Origin of the sequence: Klebsiella michiganensis (genome assembly GCF_002925905.1) — a bacterium.
Classification (GTDB): domain Bacteria; phylum Pseudomonadota; class Gammaproteobacteria; order Enterobacterales; family Enterobacteriaceae; genus Klebsiella; species Klebsiella michiganensis.
Genome location: NZ_PRDB01000010.1, coordinates 34,258 through 54,000, shown reverse-complemented (window position 1 = coordinate 54,000; position 19,743 = coordinate 34,258). Strand labels below are relative to the sequence as shown.

The window sequence follows — 19,743 nt, the reverse complement described above, 5'->3', positions numbered from 1 at the left end:
AACGCACTCCTCAGATAGACAGCTTTTTAACGCGCTTGCCGCCGTACAGCAGGTTCACGATGGCACGGGTGCCGACGATAGCGGTAAACATTGAGGTCGCAATACCGATACCGGTGGTAATCGCAAACCCTTTAATGGCACCGGTACCGACCGCGTACAGGATAATGACTTTGATAAGCGTCGTAATGTTGGCATCAAAGATGGAGCTGAACGCGCCGCGATAACCTTCGTCAATCGCCTGCTGCACGGAGCGCCCGTTGCTCAGCTCTTCTTTAATACGTTCGTTAATCAGAACGTTCGCATCGACCGCCACCGCAAGGGTTAACACGATCCCCGCAATCCCCGGCATGGTCAGCGTCGCCCCCGGAATCAGGGACATAATGCCGACAATCAGCACCAGGTTAGCCACCAGCGCAGAGGTCGCAATCAGGCCGAACTTCTTGTAGAAGAAGATCATAAACAGGATGGAGACCACCAGACCGGCCAGACACGCTTCCAGGCCCTGCTTGATGTTCTGCATACCGAGGGTTGGACCGATGGTCCGTTCTTCAACAATCTGAATCGGCGCAATCAGCGCGCCTGCACGCAGCAGCAGGGAGAGCTGGCGCGCTTCGGTCGGGTTGCTGATGCCGGTAATACGGAAGCTGTTACCCAGACGAGACTGGATGTTGGCGATGTTAATCACCTCTTCCTCTTTCGCCAGAATCGCGCGCCCGTTGGCATCTTTCTTCCCGCTGTCTTTGTACTCCACAAACAGGGTCGCCATCGGTTTACCGATGTTGTCCTTGGTGAAGTTAGACATGATGTTGCCGCCAGCGCTATCCAGGGAGATGTTAACCTGCGCCTGGTTGTACTCATCCATGCTCGACGTCGAGTCGGTGATGTGGTCACCGGTGAGGATGACGCGCTTGTACAGCACAACCGGCTGGCCTTCGCGGGTATATTTCACTTCAGAGTCGCCCGGAACGCGACCGGCGGCGGCCGCGGCGCTATCAACGTTAGTGTTAACCAGACGGAATTCCAGGGTCGCGGTCGCGCCGAGGATCTCTTTCGCACGCGCGGTGTCCTGGATACCCGGCAGTTCAACCACAATACGGTCGGCGCCCTGACGCTGAACCAGAGGTTCGGCAACGCCCAGCTGGTTTACACGGTTACGCAGGATATTGATGTTCTGCTGAACGGCATATTCGCGAGCTTCTTTCAGACGGTCGTCGGTCATCACGGCTTTCAGGCCAGTGCTGCCCTGAGTGGAGATAACCAGATCGCGGTGACGAGGGCTAAGGTATGAGATAGCCTGGTCGCGCGCGGCGCTGTCGCGGAAAGCGATGCTCAGGCCGTAGTTGTCTTCTTTACGCACGGTCGCGTAAGGAATGCCTTTATCACGCAGTTCGCTGCGCAGGCTGTCGATATTTTGTTCCTGCAGTTTGCCCAGCGCGGTATCCATGTCGACTTCCATCAGGAAGTGCACGCCGCCGCGCAGATCAAGACCCAGCTTCATCGGCTCGGCATACAGGGCCGCCAGCCAGCGTGGGGTTGCCGGAGCAAGGTTAAGCGCCACGACGTATTTGTCACCCAGCACGCCCATCAGCGCTTCGCGCGCGCGCAGCTGGATATCAGTGGTGTCGAAGCGCGCAAGAATTGCGCCCTCTTCCAGTGCCACAGACTTCGCGGTAATTTTTTCTTCTTGTAGTGTTTTCTGGACCTGGATCAGCGTTTGCTCACTGGCGGCGACGCCGCGCGCGCCAGTGATTTGAACGGCCGGATCCTCACCATACAGGTTGGGAAGCGCATACACTAAGCCGACGACAATGACGACGACCAGCATGACGTACTTCCACAAAGGATAACGGTTTAACACGGCAGTTCCCTTAGGGAAAATGGGTAATTACAGCGCCTTCATGGTGCCTTTCGGCAGAACGGCAGCTACGAAGTCACGTTTGATGACCACTTCAGTGGTATCGTTCAGCGCGATAGCGATGTAGCCGCTTTCCGCGACTTTAGTGACGCGCCCAACCAGGCCACCGTTGGTCAGTACTTCATCGCCTTTGGCAATGGAGTTCATCAGGTTTTTATGTTCCTTGGTGCGTTTCTGCTGTGGGCGCAGGATCATGAAGTAAAAAATCAGACCAAACACCACTAGCATCAGGATCAGAGACATCGGGCTGCCCTGCGCCGCGCCACCGGTTGCTGCTACCGCATCAGAAATAAAAAAGCTCATTGAAATTCCCTCATTATTAAAATTAGTCAACGTTCAAAGGTGGAACGGTTCGACCCTGACGTTGGTAAAAATCGGTCACGAAGCTCTCTAATTTACCCTCTTCAATAGCCTTGCGTAAACCAGCCATTAAGCGCTGATAGTATCGCAGGTTATGAATGGTATTGAGTCGCGCGCCCAATATTTCGTTGCAACGGTCAAGATGATGCAAGTAAGCGCGTGAATAGTTGCGACAGGTGTAGCAATCACATTCTGCATCCAGCGGCGAAGTATCGCTCTTGTGCTTCGCGTTACGGATTTTCACCACGCCGTCGGTAACGAACAGGTGGCCGTTGCGCGCATTGCGCGTCGGCATGACGCAGTCGAACATATCGATCCCGCGACGCACCCCTTCAACCAGATCTTCCGGCTTACCGACGCCCATCAGGTATCGCGGCTTGTCGGCCGGGATCTGCGGGCAGACGTGCTCCAGAATACGGTGCATATCTTCCTTCGGCTCGCCGACAGCCAAACCGCCGACAGCGTAGCCATCAAAGCCAATCTCTACCAGACCTTTAACAGAGATATCACGTAAATCTTCGTAAACGCTGCCCTGAATGATGCCAAACAGCGCGTTTTTGTTGCCCAGACCGTCAAACCGATCGCGGCTGCGCTTCGCCCAGCGCAGGGACATTTCCATCGAGCGCTTAGCGTAATCCCAGTCCGCCGGATACGGCGTACATTCGTCAAAGATCATTACAATATCGGAACCGAGATCGTACTGAATCTCCATGGATTTTTCCGGATCGAGGAAAATCGGATCGCCGTTGATCGGGTTGCGGAAGTGCACGCCCTGCTCGGTGATTTTGCGAATATCGCCGAGGCTGAAGACCTGGAAGCCGCCGGAGTCGGTGAGGATCGGTCCTTTCCACTGCATAAAGTCGTGCAGATCGCCGTGCAGCTTCATGATCTCCTGACCAGGACGCAGCCACAGATGGAAGGTGTTGCCGAGGATGATTTGCGCGCCGGTCGCTTCAACTTCTTCCGGCGTCATCCCTTTTACGGTGCCATAGGTGCCAACCGGCATAAAGGCTGGCGTTTCAACGACGCCGCGCTCAAACACAAGACGGCCGCGGCGCGCGCGACCATCGGTGGTATCTAACTCAAATTTCATTATCACTCCCGCGTCAGAAAAACAGTCTGACGTTTAACGACTCGCTACGGAATGATTCCATAGCTAATAAATTCCTGAAGGCGTCAAAATAGCCAGCGCGACAGCCTTCTTATGGGCGCTCAAAAATAGCCTGCGGATTGTACGTGATAAACATCGCGTCCCCGTAGCTAAAAAAGCGATATTTTTGTTCTACCGCAGCCTTATAGGCGTTCATGGTGTGCTGATAGCCGGCAAATGCGGAAACCAGCATAATCAGCGTGGATTCAGGCAGATGGAAGTTGGTCACCAGCGCATCAATGACTTTGTACTGATAGCCCGGGTAAATGAAAATCTGCGTATCGCCGAAGAAAGGCTCAATCAGGTCGTTTTTCGCCGCCTGCGCCGCGCTTTCCAGCGAACGCACCGAGGTCGTGCCCACCGCAATCACCCGGCTGCCGCGCGCTTTTGCCGCCAGCACCGCATCGACCACCTCCTGCGGCACTTCCGCATATTCAGAGTGCATAATATGCTCTTCAATGCTGTCTACGCGTACCGGCTGGAAGGTTCCTGCCCCCACGTGCAGCGTGACGAACGCCATCTCAACGCCCTTTTCGCGAAGCTTCGCCAGCATCGGCTCATCAAAGTGCAGGCCGGCGGTTGGCGCCGCGACGGCACCCGGTTTTTCGCTGTATACGGTCTGATACAGCTCGCGGTCGGCGTCTTCGTCAGGACGATCGATGTACGGCGGCAGCGGCATATGGCCGATAGCGTTGAGAATGTCCAGCACGCTGCGCGCGTCGTCGAACTCAACTTCAAACAGCGCGTCGTGGCGCGCTACCATGGTCGCTTTAATGCTTTCATCGTCGCCGAGCAGCAGCGCCGCGCCCGGTTTCGGCGCTTTAGACGCGCGAATATGTGCCAGAATACGTTTATCATCGAGCATGCGCTCGACCAGCACCTCAATCTTGCCGCCGCTGGCTTTACGGCCAAACAGGCGGGCCGGGATCACGCGGGTATTATTAAAAACCAGCAGATCGCCAAGGTTGAGCTTGTCGAGTAAATCGGTGAAAGTACCGTGCGTCAGCGCGCCCGTCGGCCCGTCTAATGACAGCAAGCGGCAGCTGCTGCGCTCGGGCATGGGATAGTGGGCAATCAGGGATTCGGGTAATTCAAAGGAGAAATCAGCGACGCGCATGGCATATACTCATGACTTAAAAACAGGCGGCTTAGTCTAGTGCTCACACCTCTTCGCTGCAACAACTAGCCGTATCCGGATAACGAATCGCATGAATTTTCTCGCACACCTGCACCTCGCCCATCTCGCTGACAGCTCCCTTTCCGGTAATTTACTGGCCGATTTCGTTCGCGGCGACCCCGCCGGCGAGTGGCCCGCTGACGTCGTGGAGGGCATTTTTATGCACCGCCGGATCGATGTACTGACGGATAACCTGCCCGAAGTCACCGAAGCCAAAGGGTGGTTTCGTCCCGAAACGCGCCGGGTTGCGCCGATTACGCTGGATGTGATGTGGGACCATTTCTTGTCACGCCACTGGACGCAGCTGTCGCCCGAGCTGCCGCTGCCGGAGTTTGTCCGCTACGCCCACGCCCAGGTCACGTTTATTTTGCCCGATTCCCCGCCGCGTTTTGTCAATCTCAACGAATACCTGTGGTCAGAGCGCTGGCTTGAACGCTATCGGGATATGGCGTTTATTCAGCGGGTTCTGAACGGTATGGCCAGCCGCCGTCCGCGGCTGGACGCCCTGCGCGACTCCTGGCAGGATCTGGATACCCATTACGATCGTCTTGAGCAGCAGTTCTGGCGCTTCTACCCGCAGATGATGGCGCAGGCGAAAAAAGGTGAACTGTAAAAGATTGCGCTTTTTTGGCAAAAGACTATTCTGAATAGCCGTTTCAAATAACGATTGATAGGCAAAACCTATCTCATCGATTGTCAGCGTCACGTTGAGTTCGCCGACGCCTCTCCCTATACTTGCCCGCGTTGCGTTCCAATTAACCTTAGTATTAACAGGAGAATCATATGGTTCTGGTTACTCGTCAGGCTCCGGACTTCACCGCGGCAGCGGTTTTAGGTAACGGCGAAATCGTTGAGAAATTCAATTTCAAACAGCACACCAGCGGTAAAGCCACCGTTCTGTTCTTCTGGCCGATGGACTTCACCTTCGTTTGCCCGTCTGAACTGATCGCGTTCGACAAGCGCTACGAAGAATTCCAGAAACGCGGCGTAGAAGTGGTTGGCGTTTCTTTTGACTCCGAGTTCGTCCACAACGCGTGGCGTAACACCCCGGTAGACCAGGGCGGCATCGGCCCGGTTAAATACGCCATGGTTGCTGACATCAAACGCGAAATCCAGAAAGCGTACGGTATTGAGCACCCGGACGAAGGCGTTGCCCTGCGTGGTTCCTTCCTGATCGACGCCAACGGCGTTGTTCGTCACCAGGTGGTTAACGACCTGCCGCTGGGCCGTAACATCGACGAAATGCTGCGTATGGTTGACGCGCTGCAGTTCCACGAAGAGCACGGCGAAGTTTGTCCGGCGCAGTGGGAAAAAGGAAAAGAAGGTATGGCCGCTTCTCCGGAAGGCGTCGCTAAATACCTGACCGAGAACGTATCCAGCCTGTAATCGGCGTACGTTCGGCAAAAGGCTCGCAGATGCGAGCCTTTTTTGTTTTATACGGAGCCGCTTTTTTTCACTTCGCGCCAGATTCGCCACGCCATCAGCGCCAGCACCAGGACGCCCACTATTAGCGCTCCCCACACCAGCAGCGTTTTCCAGCCGCTCTGCTGCTCGGTAGCCGACGTCGCCGTCAACCGCGCTTCACCGCCGAGGGTGACGCTCTCCTGCGCGACGGCCAGCGGTAGATCGCTTACAGCCTGCGTTTTGCGCAGCGACGCCGGTATCAGCATGTCCATGGCGACATCTGCCTTTGGCGCCGCCCGGTTGCCCCAGGCCAGCATATAAGGCCCTTTTCCCTGGGTATTAAAAATCAGCTGGTATTTGTCTCGCGCACCGCTTATCGCGGGCAGCGACGTCGGTAATCGGGCGTTAATCGTTGTGATCCGCACCGCTTCAACCGGCTGGCCTGAAAGTTGAATATCCTCCGAACGCTTGCCGTCCAGTCGATACAGCACGGTTTTGGTTAGCGGCTGCCAGGCTTCTTTTTCGCCGCTGCGCCAGGAGAGCGCGACCGGCAGAACCCCTTCGCTGGCCATCGATATCCTGAGCGAAGTCAGCGGCTGAGGCCGGGCCCAGCGCCAAACGGCTTCCTCATCTGAAATCTTGTTCGCCTGCGCATCAAGCTCAATGCGCGTAGACTCGGGCTCTCTGCGTTCGGCCAGGGCCGTCACGCTATTTAACACGACCGCCTTGCTTTGCGAATCGAGGATCACCAGCAGGTAACGATTCCCGTCCGCGGAGAGCGTCAGGTCAGCGCTAATGGTATCCATTTTCAAACGATCGCTATCGCGCGCCAGATCCATAAGGGGCGCATCCTCCTGGACAGGGCGCCAGTACTTCAAATCCCGACTGGAATAGACCGACGCTTTCCCCTGCCAGCTGCCCGCCAGCGCCGCCCAGTTCAGCCGCAGCTGAGCCAGCGCAAACGCGTCCGTTTTCTCCGTTGGCAGCGTCAGTAAGTAGCTCTGCCCGAGCGCCTTCGCATCATCGGTTTCCAGATGAATTTCGATCCCCGTTGTTGAACGCAGGACCAGCGATTCTCCGCCGCGTCGCCCCTCTTCGCGCGGCGGAACCGGCGACATCTCCAGAGGGAAAAGCCGCAGCGTCATCGCTTCAGGCGTAACGGGCTGCGCCTTCTGCACCTGCAGCGCGAACGGTACGGTCTCTCCCTGATGGTTAAATACCCGCACATCGCGCAGGTCAGGCCACGCCGTCCCCTGATAGAGCAGCGGGGAAAGCTCGACGCGATACCAGGGCGACGCGCCGGTGGTTTCCAGCATCACCCCCTGCATATAGTCCAGTGGTTTTTCTCGCGCTTCATCGCCGCTGACAGCCGCGCCCGTCACGCCCAGCAGCACGCTGCATAACACCGCTTTCATCCATTTCATTTTTCTTCTCCTGCTTTGGGCGGTAACGGGGAAAAATACCCGACGATCAGCACCAAAATAGCCACGCCGATAAACGCGACAGCGCGCGCCAGCCCGCCGCCGCGCGCGCTGTCCACCAGCATGAGTTTCACAATGACAACGCCTAACAACGCCGCGCCGCACAGCCATTCGCGGCGGGAGTGTCGCCGCGTCGCACGCAGCATGACCGCCAGCGCCGCCAGCGTCCAGACCAGAGCGAAAGTGGTCTGAATTAAGCGCGAATGCCACAGCGCCTCTATATTCCAGGCCACCTCGCCGTACCAGGCCAGGGCGCGCAGCAGCAGGCCATTCAGCCACCAGAAGCCGAGCGCCAGCAGCGCGACCGCGGGCCAGGGGCGGCATACCGATAGCTGCAGCGGAAAATAACGCCGCGAAACGCGATAAAATATCGTCAGCCCAAGCAGCGCGAAAGCGGCGCCCTCTTCCAGCGGGTTAATCAACGGCAAATAGGTCTGACCGTAGACCGTACCATCCTGCACGTTCGTCAGCGTTAGCAGGCATCCCAGCGCAACCGCCACCGGTATCATGGCCTGAGAGGCATACAACCCAGGCCATACCCGGAATGGCCATATTTGCCGATGAACGGCTTCAGAGACAAGGAAGATCAGCCCCCCGCCTGCCGCCATCATTAATCCACTCGCCCAGGCCGACATCCCCCACGGCAAATCCCGGGTAAACCAAAACAGCTCCATCGCCAGCGCCAGCAACACCATCCAGAACAGCGACAGGTGGGCGAGCCTGTTTATGCGCGGCGGGAGCGAAGGCCCATCACGCCAGAGCAGCGCCACCGCCGCGGGCAGCGCCGCGCACCAGGCCAGATTTTGCCAGCCAGCAGCGAAAATCTGCTGTTGGGATAGCTGATAAAACAGCACTATCAACATCATTGGCCACAACAACCATTTGCTGGCATCCAGCTCTTGCCAGACTAAACGCGCAGCAACCGCGCGCCAGCACCATACCGACGCGGCCAGCGTCGCCAGCACGCCAAATATAATCTGCGAGTCTTTACTCAACGCCAGCTGCGATGCGCTGACAAGCGCCACCACCCAGAACAGTAGCCCGCCCAAAAGCAGTCCTCCACTGGTGTGCACTTCAATGCTTCGCCACAGCCAGGCGGCGACCAGCCAGCTAAGACTGAGTACAGCGAAAATCAGCAGCAAAGAAAGCGGCGTGGCGTCATTTGCCTGCGCCCAGAGCGCGCTGCCAACCGCCAAAAAGAGTAGCGCAGTCCCACTATAGCTCATACGCCGCTGCTGCTGTTGCACGCCCAGCCAGAGGATCCCGAGCCCCTCCAGCGACCAGGCCATCGCGGTCCAGCGAGCCGAAAGCGCAAGGGGAATAGCAAGGGTGGTAAATGCGCCGCCGAGCGCCAGCGCGGCCAGTACCAGCGGCTTCCCTAAAGAGGGGTAGCGACGCAGTGCCAGCCAGGCTAAAGCCAGATAGAAGCCACCGTAGCCCAGCGCGCTGAGCGCCGGACCGTATTCCATATGCCGGGTGATAGCGTACTGCATACCAAAGCCGACCAGCGGCGGTGCAAACAGCAGAACGCCGTCAATAATCTGCTTACCCTTTTCCTGCGCCCGCAGCGACAGCGCCACGCTCAACACGCCAAAAATAAGCGTATTGGCGATTAAGAACAGCTGGCAGCTCAGGTAATACTCTGGCCGATAATCATTCAGCCCCCACAGGCCACCGACGCCAAAGGTAAACAGCAGGCCAAGCAGATTAAGCTCCCGCCAGTGCTGGCGGATGCTGATGGCAAGAATGCCCACCGACAGCAGAAGATAGAATGAGAACAACGCCACATGACTGCCGCCGCCGGTAGAGAGCAGCAGCGGCGCAAGATAACCGCCAAGACTCGCCAGCATGGCCAGGCTGAGCGCTTTTTGCACAATCGCCAGCCCTACGCTCGCCGCGCAAATCACCACCAGCAGCGCAAACGCCAGGGTCATCGGCAGCATCTGCCACAGGCGAAAGGCGCCAAAAACGGTGAGATAGAGCGCCCCCGTTGCCCCACCCTGTAAGATCAGGGCGTACATCGGTTGCTTATGCCGCAACCGCCATCCGACAGCCAGCAGGACAATGGCGAACAACGACGCCGCGACCAGACGCAACTCGAGGGGGAAAAGAGCGTGTTCCACGGTATAGCGCAGCAGAAAGGAGAGGCCAAGAAACAGCAGCAGGATCCCGAGCTTCGCCAGCGGGTTACCCTGCATAAACCAACGAACCAATGACGATACCATCCCGCCAAACGCGGAAGGTTGTTCGGTTTCAGGAGCCGATTTCGCCATCTGCTCCGGCTTCGGCGTTGGCTTCGGCGTTGGCTTCGGCTGCGAAAGCCATGGGTCAACGGCTTCCGCCACGGGCGCCGGTGATGGCTCGTGTTCTACCAGCGCTGTTGCGTCAACAGAGGCAACGACTTCCGGAGCAGTCGGCACGACGCCACTTGCCTCCGCCACCGGTGCCTGCGCAACGCCGCGCAGCTCAAGCTCCTCAACCCGACGCTGCAAAGCCGCCAGTTCCACACGGACCGCCGCGCTGCGCCTGAGCGCGGCAATCGCCACGAGCGGCCCAACCACCAGCCCACAGAATAAAATCACAGCGCCAAAGATCAGTAGATCATCCATGTTCTCACCTTCACTGTTTGAAGAGGGAGCAGAATGACACACATTGTCTTATCAGCGCTATCCGAGAAAATGAAAAAGGCCAATGAGGGCGTGGATGCTCTCATTGGCCTACCGGTACTAATAAGCGTCCGTCGCGCTAAAAAGCAAAGCAGGAGCAGCCGAGAACGCCCCAGAACGCCTGCTCATCGGCAACCGGAATCGCCGATTTGCGCGCAATATCATGCTGATGCCCATGTACGCCGCAGCTGCCGCAGCACTGGTGCATCTGAACTATCGCGCCGATATTCGCGGCCGTCGGCGGCGCGGAACGGTAATGGCCCGGAACTTTCACCACCGGCGACCACTCGGGCAGCACTGGAATGGGCGGCGGCGCCAGCGGCGAAAAGTGTCCCGCCGCGTACACCACCTTGCCGTCCACCACCGTCAGCACCGACTCGATCCCCTTGATTTCCTCTTCCGCGACGCTGAAGTAGTCTTTCGACAGCACCACCAGGTCGGCAAGCTGGCCTTGCTCAATGCGCCCTTTCTTGCCCTGCTCGCTGGAAAACCACGCGCTTCCCGCCGTCCACAGTTCCAGCGCCACGTCGCGCGGCAGGCGGTTGCTGTCGTCGTACATCGCCATCCCGCCGACGGTACGCCCTGATACCAGCCAGTAAAGCGCGGTCCACGGATTGTAGCTCGCCACGCGGGTGGCATCCGTCCCCAGACCCACCGGAACCTCCAGCTCGAGCATTTTCGCGACCGGCGGCGTATGTTTGACCGCGTCTTTACCGTAGCGGTCGACAAAATATTCGCCCTGGAAAGCCATACGGTGCTGCACGGCAATGCCGCCGCCCAGCGCTTTAACGCGTTCGATATTGCGCTCGGTGATGGTTTCCGCATGATCGAAGAACCAGTGCAGCCCATTGAACGGAATATCGCGATTCACCTTCTCGAAGACGTCGAGCATCCGGCTGATGGATTCATCATAGGTGGCGTGCAGGCGGAACGGCCAGCGGTGTTCAACCAGATGGCGCACCACCCGCTCCAGCTCATCTTCCATCCCTTCCGGCAGATCCGGACGCGGCTGGAGGAAGTCTTCGAAATCCGCCGCCGAGAAAACCAGCATCTCCCCGGCGCCGTTGGCGCGGTAAAAATCGGTGCCCTGTCCCGGCTTGAGCATATCGGTCCAGCGCTCAAAATCTTCCAGCTCCTGCTTAGGCCGCTGGGTAAACAGGTTATAGGCGATACGTACGGTCATCTGCTCTTTGGCGTGCAGCTGTTCAATAATTTCATAATCTTCCGGGTAGTTCTGGAAACCGCCCCCGGCATCAATAGCGCTGGTCAGCCCCAGACGATTAAGCTCGCGCATAAACTGCCGCGTTGAGTTGACCTGAAGTTCCAGCGGCAGCTTCGGCCCTTTGGCCAGCGTCGAGTAGAGGATCATCGCATTGGGTTTGGCGATCAGCATCCCGGTCGGGTTGCCGTTACCGTCGCGAACGATCTCGCCGCCCGCCGGATCCGGGGTCTCTTTGGTGTAGCCCACCGCCTTCAGCGCCGCGCGGTTTAGCAATGCGCGATCGTACAGATGCAGGACAAATACCGGCGTATCCGGCGCCGCATCGTTAAGCTCCTCCAGCGTCGGCATCCGCCGTTCGGCGAACTGGAACTCGCTCCAGCCGCCGACCACCCGCACCCACTGCGGCGACGGCGTGCGATCGGCCTGATCTTTTAGCATCCGCAGCGCGTCCGCCAGCGAGGGAACCCCCTCCCAGCGCAGCTCCAGATTGTAGTTCAGGCCGCCGCGGATCAGGTGCAGGTGGGAGTCGTTCAGGCCGGGGATCGCCGTATGGCCTTTGAGATCGATAATTTGCGTCCCGTCCGCGGCAAAGCTCATGATCCGATCGTGGCTACCGACGGCGAGAATTTTACCGTCAGCGATCGCCACCGCATCGGCCAGGGGATTTTGACGATCGAGAGTATGAATCCGACCGTGGGTCAGGATCAGTGTGGCAGTTTGCGACATAACGCACTCCTTCAGGAGACTGGCTCAGTTTTTCTTTAACCAACCAGCAAACAGACGGGTCACGATGGGCATCCAGAACCAGACCACCAGCGCGACCACACAGGCATCATTGATCAGATGCAGCAACAGGCTTCCCTTCAGCGAGGGCAACAGTATTCCGGTTATTGACGGCACCAGGTTAGTACTGGGGAAAATCACCAGCAGGGTGATTAAAAATTGCTTCCAGCGTCGCGGCTGGCGCACGTTCGCCGCGGGGGGCGTAAACCAGAAGGCCGGTTCAGTCCGGACTTCGGTACGATCGCCTTCGCTCAGCAGCGGCGCAATTTCCGCCACCAGCTGGCGGCGGGTCTCCGACTGGGTCCAGGCGTAAAGATGCTCAATGGTGTCGAAGCGAATAATCACGCTCCATAAATTCTGCCCGGGGGCCGGACGAATGACGTTTGCGCCAAGATGGCCGGGAAACTCTGCCGCAATCGGCATAATTTTGCCCAGCCACGCTTCATACTGCTGGCCATGCTCCGGGTCGAGCACATGGCTGATCACCAGGGTCACCGATTTCTGTTGCGCCATTAAGAGTTCCTTGCTTCAGGGAATGGCGGGTTGTCCGCCGCCATTCGCTATACATGACCATACACAAAATCATTCACGCTGCGTCGGGGCGGGCAAACGAAACCAACAAAGAGGCAGCTTGAAGGATGAAGTGTATTTAAGCTTTACGCTCTGGCGCGCCGTGCACCATGGTATAAGCGTAATCCACGCCCATCCCGTAGGCGCCGCTGTGCTCGCGCACCAGGTCCATCACCGCGTCATACGTCTCTTTACGCGACCAGTCGCGCTGGTACTCCAGCAGCACCTGCTGCCAGGTTACCGGCACCGCGCCGGCCTGCACCATACGGTCAATGGAGCGTTCGTGGGCATCAACCGAGGTGCCGCCGGAGGTATCGGTCACCACGTAAACTTCATAGCCCGCATCCAGCGCCATCAGCGCCGGGAAAGTCAGGCAGACTTCCGTCCACAGTGCGGAAATAATCAGTTTCTTGCGTCCGGTCGCCTTTACCGCTTCAACAAAAGCCGCGTCTTCCCAGGAATTCATTGAGGTACGTTCAATAGGTTTCACATCAGGATGTACGGCCAGCAGTTCCGGCCAGATATAGCCGCTGAAGCTTTTGGTTTCTACGGAGGTATAAATCACCGGAACATTAAAAATTTTGCCCGCTTTGGCTAAGGCTACCGTATTATTTTTCAGGGTCTGACGGTCAATATTGGCTACGCCAAAAGACATTTGCGGCTGGTGGTCAATAAAAATAAGCGCTGAGTTTGAGGGATCGATCAGTTCACGAATAGACATAACATATCCTGTTAATCAATGAGTTAAAAAGATACTACCGTTTCCGTTGTGCTGTCTGGATCCTGACTGATAAAGCATGGTGAGTATAGTCAGTAATTTCTAACGAGTTATTAAAGATTTTTTTCTGATTTATTTCCAAAGCGAAAGTTATGACTATTCGATTAACCATTACAAGATGGGCGAAATTATGTTTATCAAATTTTTACGGTTAACCGTTCTAAATTATTCACTGGAATTGAACAGGGCGCTCCGGTAAAACGGGGGCACTCTTTTTTACCGGAAGCTGACGCATGCGCCTGAACCTTGATGTCCTGTTGATTCTCGACGCGCTGGACAAACATGGCTCTTTTGCCACCGCCGCAGAATCGCTATTTAAAACCCCTGCCGCGCTGAGCTACATGATTCAAAAGCTGGAAAACGATCTGAATATCACTCTGTTGGATCGCTCCGGGCACCGGGCAAAATTTACCGATACGGGCAGAATGATGCTGGAGAAAGGCCGATTGCTGCTGAATGCCGCCAAAGATCTGGAAAAGCAGGCGGTGCAGCTCAGCGCCGGTTGGGAACGGGATCTGGCAATCGCCCTGGATGACTCTTTCCCGTTTAGCGCGCTGCTGCCGCTGATCGACGCGTTCTACGCCCAGCATCCGCAAACCCGCCTTAACTTTACCCACCATACTCTTGCGGGCTCGTGGGAAGAGCTCACCCACAACGGCGCGGATATTATTCTCGGGGCGATCAATGAACCGCCGACCTCCGCCGAATGGTCGTGGAAAATGCTAGGCGCCATGGACAATATTTTCGTCATCGCGCCGGGGCATCCGCTGGCGGAAACAACCCAACCGCTGACCAACAAGCAGCTCAGCCTGCATCGCGCGGTGGTCATCAGCGACAGCGCCCGCTACTGCCATCCGCTCAACAGCAACCTGCTCGACGAGCAGCCGCAAATCCGCGTCGATGATTTCGCCAGTAAAGTCGAACTCTTGCGCGCCGGGCTGGGCTGCGGCTTTTTACCGCGCCACATTGCCCGGCCGTGGCTGGAAAAAGGCGAGCTGGTCGAAAAGGCCGTCATCTCCTGCCGCGAGAAAGATATCACCTATATGGCCTGGCGCAGCGGCAACGACGGGCTGGCCCAGCGCTGGTGGCGCGAGGCCATTTTGCAAAGTGAAAGCCTGGGCCAGCTCTACGACTAGCGGCTAAACCAGACGCTGGCGGAGATCGCCGGTAGCGTCAGCACGCCGTCGTGTAGCGCCCCGGCGCCCTCTTTCAGCTGCCAGCCGGTGACGTCGAGCAGCGGCGAATCCTCCACCACCACCTCGCAGGCTTCGCCGCGGTTGATCGCCACCAGCACGCGCTGCTGCTTATAGACGCGCACGAACACCACCACGTTATCTTCGGCATAAATCACCTGACAGCCGCCGTAGCGCAGCGCCTGATTGGCCTTACGCAGCTTGCTCATCCGCTTGTACAGTTCAAGCAGAGCGCCATCCTGCAAAGCCGGATCCCACGGGAACGGCTTACGGCAGAACGGATCGTTATTGCCATCCACGCCCACTTCATCGCCGTAGTAAATGCACGGCACGCCCGGCCAGCTAAATAGCCACACCACCGCCAGCGGCAGGCGGGCAACATCTTTGCCGAGCAGAGACTTAAAGCGCGCGGTATCGTGGCTATCGAGCTGGTTAAACATCCGCAGCTGCTGCTGGTGCGACAGTCCGGCGCGATAGTTATCCATCCACGCCATACAGGTCTGCGCATCGATTTTCTGCGGATCGTAGGAGATATCGGTGTTCGCGAGAAAGCCCCACAGCGGAAAGGTAAAGCCGCGGTAGTTCATCGCCGAGTCTTCAACGTCGGCCTGTAGCCACTGGCGCGCGTCGCCGAAATGCTCACCGAACACGAAAGCGTCCGGCCGCTCCAGCTTCGCCGCCTGGGTAATGCCGGCAATATGGCGCAGGTTATTGCGCGCCCCGCCCTCTTCGCCCAGCATATGCACCACGTCCAGGCGCCAGCCGTCCATGCTCCATGGCGCTTTCAGCCAGTGGCGCACGATACTATCTTCCCCGGCATAGATTTCATCGATCAGTGTCGACGACCGGTAGTCCAGCTTAGGCAAGCTGGCGTATCCCAGCCAGTCGTGGGCAACGCCCTCGGGGGAAAAATTATACCAGTCGCGCCACGGCGAATCGGCGTTATGACAGGCACCGCCGCTACCGCGCTGGTGGCGGTCGAACCAGGCATGCGAATCGCCGCTATGGTTGAACACGCCATCGAGGATCAGACGCATTCCCTCTTTTTGCGTATGGTGGCGCAGGCGCAGCAGCGCCGCATCGCCGCCAAACTGCGGATCAACGCGACGATAATCCTCGGTATCATATTTATGCACGCTGGGGGCGACAAATACCGGGTTCAGGTACAGCGCCGTTACGCCAAGCTGCTTCAGGTACGGCAGCCGCTCGCTGATACCATCGAGATCGCCGCCGTAAAAGGTGGAGCCGCCCGCCTCGGCGGTTAGCGGTTCATCCCACGCTTTGCGCACGATGTCGTGACCGGCGGCATGATGGTAATAAATCGCATCCTGTCCCGCTTCGCGAGACTCGCTGCGGGCAAAACGGTCAGGGAAGATTTGATAAAATACCTGATCGGCTACCCACTGCGGTCCGCTGTCCGGCAGATCGACCGCAAACTGTTCCAGCCTCGCCGGTGGAAAGCGGTTGAACCCCTGCGGCGTGAACCACAGCTGGCGGTCGGCCCACAGCAGCTTGAAGCTGTAGCGGCGACGCGGCTGCCCGTTAACGAGGCTGATTTCCCCGCGCCACGCCACCACGCCCGGATGCGGCTCCTGCCGCAGGCGGTGCATCGGCAGCGACAGCTCTTCGTTATCCTCTTCCGCGCGCAGCGTGACCCGCGGCGGCAGATCGTCGCCGCTTAACCATAGCGTAATAATCAGTCGTTCCTGCTGTTCCTTAATAAACGGAGCAACCGGGAGGTGCCATGCCTTCAACATCATTATTCCTCTCTTTGCAGAATGGGCACACCTTGCCACAGCGTACTGGCGTATGACTCATCATCGGCAGAATTATTGGGGGAGGATGGCGGGGGTGGAGGGATAGCTTGCCGGATAGCCCGTGCGTATCCGGCAAGAAGAGAACGAAAATGACTAGGCTTTCGCCAGTTTTCGCTCGCGGCGGGTTTTAAACTGCCAGCCAATCAGCAGCAGGAGAATCCACGCAAAGCCAACGTACAGCGAGATGCGGGTATCAGGATGGTAGCCGATCAGACCGATAATAAAGACCAGGAACAGCAGGCCAATCACCGTGGTCGCGACACCGCCAGGCACCCTGAACTTCAGCGCCTTCGCCTCTTCCGGCGGAAGGCGGCGACGGAAGGCGATCTGCGACAGCAGGATCATAATCCACACCCAGACGGTGGCGAAGGTCGCCAGCGAGGCGATCACCAGGAAGACGTTCTCCGGCATAATGTAGTTAAGATAGACCGCGAACAGCAGGGCAATCGTCATCACCGTCACCGTCACCCACGGCACCCCGCGACGGGAGGTTTTCGCGAACATCTTCGGCGCGCTGCCCTGTTCCGCCATGCCGTGCAGCATACGCCCCACGCCAAAGACGTCGGAGTTAATCGCCGACAGCGAAGCGGTCAGCACCACAAAGTTCAGGATGCTGGCGGCAAAAGTGATGCCGAGATGCTGGAAGGTCAGAACGAACGGGCTGCCGTTAGTCCCCACCTGGTTCCACGGATAGATAGACATAATCACGAACAGCGTCCCGACGTAAAACACCAGGATACGCATCGGCACCGAGTTAATGGCGCGCGGAATGGATTTCTCCGGATCTTTCGCTTCGCCGGCGGTGATACCGATGATTTCGATCCCGCCGTAGGCGAACATTACCATCTGCAGCGACATCACCATCCCCAGCCAGCCGTTGCTGAAAAAGCCGCCGTTGCTCCAGAGGTTGTGGATACCCGTCGGCTGCCCGCCGTTGCCAATACCCCAGATAATGATGCCGAAACCGGCGAGGATCATGATGATAATCGTGGCGACTTTGAAGAAGGAGAACCAGAACTCCAGCTCGCCGAAGACCTTCACGCTCATCAGGTTGACGGCGCAGATAATCAGCACCACGCTGAGTACCCAGATCCAGTGCGGTACCGCCGGGAACCAGACGCCCATATAGATACCGAAGGCCGTGACGTCGGCGATGGCGACAATCAGAATTTCGAAACAGTAGGTCCAGCCGGTGATATAGCCCGCCAGCGGGCCAAGATAATCCTGCGCGTAGCGCGAGAATGAACTGGCGGCCGGGTTATGCACCGACATCTCGCCCAGCGCGCGCATGATAATGTAGGCCGCGGCGCCGCCGATAATATAAGCCAACAGAACGCTCGGCCCCGCCATTTTAATCGCGTCAGCCGAACCATAGAAAAGGCCGGTACCGATTGCCGACCCCAGCGCCATAAAGCGAATATGCCGGGTACTTAGCCCGCGCTTAAGCTTGTTACTACTTTCCATCGTGTTCCATGCCGTTTTTCTCCTCTGGCCTTCGCGGGGGCAAAGAACAAAGGAGGGTGACCAAAAAAACAAAAAACCACGGGACCTGAAGTCCCGTGGTTAAACACCTGTGTAAAGCGTCGGTTAGTGCGCGCTGGATGTCACCTGACGTCCCGCTGCGCGATCCCAGATAACCGCCAGCACCACCATAACGGCGGTTGGCATCAGCCAGGCCAGGCCCTGCTCCGCCAGCGGCAGACGCGCGGTCCAGGACGGCATCATCTCTGCAAACGCCGACGCTTTAATGCCGTCAATGATACCAAACATCAGGCTGATAAACATTGCCGGGGCGATAACGCGGGACGAATTATGCCACCAACCGCGGGTAAAGCTTAATACAACCAGTGCGATACACGGCGGATAGATAGCCGTCAGCACCGGAATCGAAATCTGAATCAGGTGGCTCAGGCCGAGGTTGGAGACCGCCATCGAAAACAGGCCGAGGATAAACACCAGCGTACGGTAGGAGAACGGCAGGTACTGGGCAAAGAACTCCGCGCAGGCGCAGGTCAAGCCCACCGCCGTCACCAGACAGGCGATAAAGATCAGCGCCGCCAGCAGGAAGCTTCCCGCGCCGCCGAAGGTGTGCTGGACGTAAGCATGCAGAATCGCCGCGCCGTTAGCGGACTGCTCCACCAGCGTGCCGCTATCGGAACCTAAACGGAACAACGCCAGGTACAGCAGCGTCAGGCCCACGCCGGCCATCAGGCCAGCCCAGACGGTGTAGCGGGTCAGCAGGCGGGCTTCGGTCACGCCGCGAGAACGCGCGGCGTTGACAATCACGATACCAAAGACCATTGCCCCGAGGGTGTCCATGGTCAGATAGCCGTTGACGAAGCCGTTAGAGAACGGCGCGGTGCGGTAGGCTTCCATCGCGTGGCTCAGCGGACCGGCAGGCCAGACGATTGCCGCCACGGCGAGAATAATCAGGGCGATAATTTTCAGCGGCGCGAGGAAATTCCCCACGGTGTCCAGCAGCTTGCCCGGGTAGAGCGAAACGAGGATCACCAGCGCAAAATAGATAATGCTGTAAATCAGCAGCGGCAGCGGGCCGTCGCCGGTCAGCGGCGCAATCCCCACCTCAAAAGAGACGGTCGCGGTACGCGGGGTCGCGAACAGCGGCCCTACGGCCAGATAGCAGACGACCGCCAGCAGGATACCGGCGACTTTACCAATCGGCGTGCTCAGGCTCTCTACGCCGCCGCCGACTTTTGCCAGCGCCACGACCGTTAGCACCGGCAGACCCACGGCGGTAATCAGAAAGCCAATGGCCGCGCTCCAGACGTGTTCGCCGGCCTGTAAGCCAACCATTGGGGGGAAGATAATATTGCCTGCGCCGACAAACAGCGCGAAGGTCATAAAGCCCAACGCTATGATGTCGCGAGATTTTAACTGATGGGTCATAAATTCATTACAGCCTGTGGATGTGGTGTTGTAAAAACGGATAAATACCGCGCCTTTCCCCTGGGGATGATACAGCGGCCATTGTCAGTAAACTCAGCGGGATATGCTCCCAAAGCGGCGTGGAAAAGAATTGTTTTTTGAATTACCACGCAAAAACAGTCTGTCTGCGACCGTAGGGGGGCAATTTAAACGCTTATAACGTTTTAAAGCAAGGAGGGATCGCAAAAGCAGATGATTATGCTAACTCTATTTTGATGCGTAGAATTATTTACCTGATGAATAGAAAACATCTGGCTTATCATGCGAACAAAAAAGCAGCG

General features: G+C 57.8%; 15 protein-coding genes. 3 read left to right on the top strand and 12 right to left on the bottom strand.

Going from position 1 to position 19,743, the window contains the following annotated elements; translation table 11 throughout:
- Window positions 1-10: 10 nt before the first annotated feature.
- The 4 genes from secD to queA form a co-directional block, all read right to left on the bottom strand.
- Window positions 11-1,858: a protein translocase subunit SecD gene (secD, locus tag CDA56_RS19900; protein ID WP_071957337.1), complete on the bottom strand. Its 1,848-nt coding sequence runs from the start codon at window positions 1,856-1,858 to the stop codon at window positions 11-13.
- Window positions 1,859-1,885: 27 nt separating this feature from the next.
- Entirely contained in the window at window positions 1,886-2,218 is a 333-nt protein-coding gene (gene yajC, locus CDA56_RS19895) for a preprotein translocase subunit YajC (RefSeq protein ID WP_004099423.1), read from the bottom strand.
- Window positions 2,219-2,240: 22 nt separating this feature from the next.
- Window positions 2,241-3,368 carry a tRNA guanosine(34) transglycosylase Tgt gene (tgt, locus tag CDA56_RS19890; RefSeq protein ID WP_004129667.1) on the bottom strand — a complete coding sequence of 376 codons (1,128 nt, stop codon included), beginning with the start codon at window positions 3,366-3,368 and terminating at the stop codon, window positions 2,241-2,243.
- 109 nt (window positions 3,369-3,477) lie between these two features.
- Window positions 3,478-4,542, bottom strand: coding sequence for a tRNA preQ1(34) S-adenosylmethionine ribosyltransferase-isomerase QueA (queA, locus tag CDA56_RS19885; protein WP_102803667.1), 1,065 nt, complete (start codon window positions 4,540-4,542; stop codon window positions 3,478-3,480).
- A 91-nt stretch (window positions 4,543-4,633) separates the two neighbouring features.
- Between queA and acpH the strand changes: the two genes are divergently transcribed.
- Both acpH and CDA56_RS19875 read left to right on the top strand, forming a co-directional pair.
- Complete coding sequence (gene acpH, locus CDA56_RS19880) at window positions 4,634-5,215, top strand: ACP phosphodiesterase (protein WP_046877005.1); 582 nt, start codon at window positions 4,634-4,636, stop codon at window positions 5,213-5,215.
- 170 nt (window positions 5,216-5,385) lie between these two features.
- The gene (locus tag CDA56_RS19875) at window positions 5,386-5,988 is read left to right on the top strand and encodes a peroxiredoxin (protein ID WP_004099418.1); all 603 of its coding nucleotides are present in this window, start codon (window positions 5,386-5,388) and stop codon (window positions 5,986-5,988) included.
- Between the two features lie 47 nt (window positions 5,989-6,035).
- Here CDA56_RS19875 and CDA56_RS19870 read toward each other — a convergent pair whose 3' ends face one another.
- The 5 genes from CDA56_RS19870 to CDA56_RS19850 all read right to left on the bottom strand — a co-directional run bounded on the left by CDA56_RS19870 (window position 6,036) and on the right by CDA56_RS19850 (window position 13,449).
- On the bottom strand, window positions 6,036-7,430 hold the full coding sequence (locus tag CDA56_RS19870) for a DUF3999 domain-containing protein (protein WP_103814793.1): 1,395 nt from the start codon (window positions 7,428-7,430) through the stop codon (window positions 6,036-6,038).
- Complete coding sequence (locus tag CDA56_RS19865; protein ID WP_103814791.1) at window positions 7,427-10,096, bottom strand: DUF2339 domain-containing protein; 2,670 nt, start codon at window positions 10,094-10,096, stop codon at window positions 7,427-7,429. The genes CDA56_RS19870 and CDA56_RS19865 overlap by 4 nt, the downstream gene beginning before the upstream one ends.
- Before the next feature lie 136 nt (window positions 10,097-10,232).
- Window positions 10,233-12,101: an amidohydrolase gene (locus tag CDA56_RS19860; RefSeq protein ID WP_102803664.1), complete on the bottom strand. Its 1,869-nt coding sequence runs from the start codon at window positions 12,099-12,101 to the stop codon at window positions 10,233-10,235.
- A 24-nt stretch (window positions 12,102-12,125) separates the two neighbouring features.
- Window positions 12,126-12,671, bottom strand: a complete 546-nt coding sequence (locus tag CDA56_RS19855) for an antibiotic biosynthesis monooxygenase (RefSeq protein ID WP_014228152.1) — start codon at window positions 12,669-12,671, stop codon at window positions 12,126-12,128.
- A 136-nt stretch (window positions 12,672-12,807) separates the two neighbouring features.
- Window positions 12,808-13,449, bottom strand: a complete 642-nt coding sequence (locus tag CDA56_RS19850; RefSeq protein ID WP_004848179.1) for a hydrolase — start codon at window positions 13,447-13,449, stop codon at window positions 12,808-12,810.
- 290 nt (window positions 13,450-13,739) lie between these two features.
- On the opposite strand from CDA56_RS19850, the gene CDA56_RS19845 reads away from it, so the two are divergent.
- Window positions 13,740-14,642: a LysR family transcriptional regulator gene (locus CDA56_RS19845; protein WP_004129645.1), complete on the top strand. Its 903-nt coding sequence runs from the start codon at window positions 13,740-13,742 to the stop codon at window positions 14,640-14,642.
- Here CDA56_RS19845 and malZ read toward each other — a convergent pair.
- From malZ to brnQ, 3 genes are all read right to left on the bottom strand, one after another.
- On the bottom strand, window positions 14,639-16,456 hold the full coding sequence (malZ, locus tag CDA56_RS19840) for a maltodextrin glucosidase (RefSeq protein WP_165795124.1): 1,818 nt from the start codon (window positions 16,454-16,456) through the stop codon (window positions 14,639-14,641). The genes CDA56_RS19845 and malZ overlap by 4 nt on opposite strands.
- A gap of 153 nt (window positions 16,457-16,609) precedes the next feature.
- Window positions 16,610-17,980 (bottom strand): proline-specific permease ProY, encoded by a 1,371-nt coding sequence (proY, locus tag CDA56_RS19835; protein WP_014228149.1) that lies wholly within the window; start codon window positions 17,978-17,980, stop codon window positions 16,610-16,612.
- Window positions 17,981-18,103: 123 nt separating this feature from the next.
- Complete coding sequence (gene brnQ, locus CDA56_RS19830) at window positions 18,104-19,423, bottom strand: branched-chain amino acid transporter carrier protein BrnQ (RefSeq protein WP_025107191.1); 1,320 nt, start codon at window positions 19,421-19,423, stop codon at window positions 18,104-18,106.
- Window positions 19,424-19,743 lie beyond the last annotated feature (320 nt).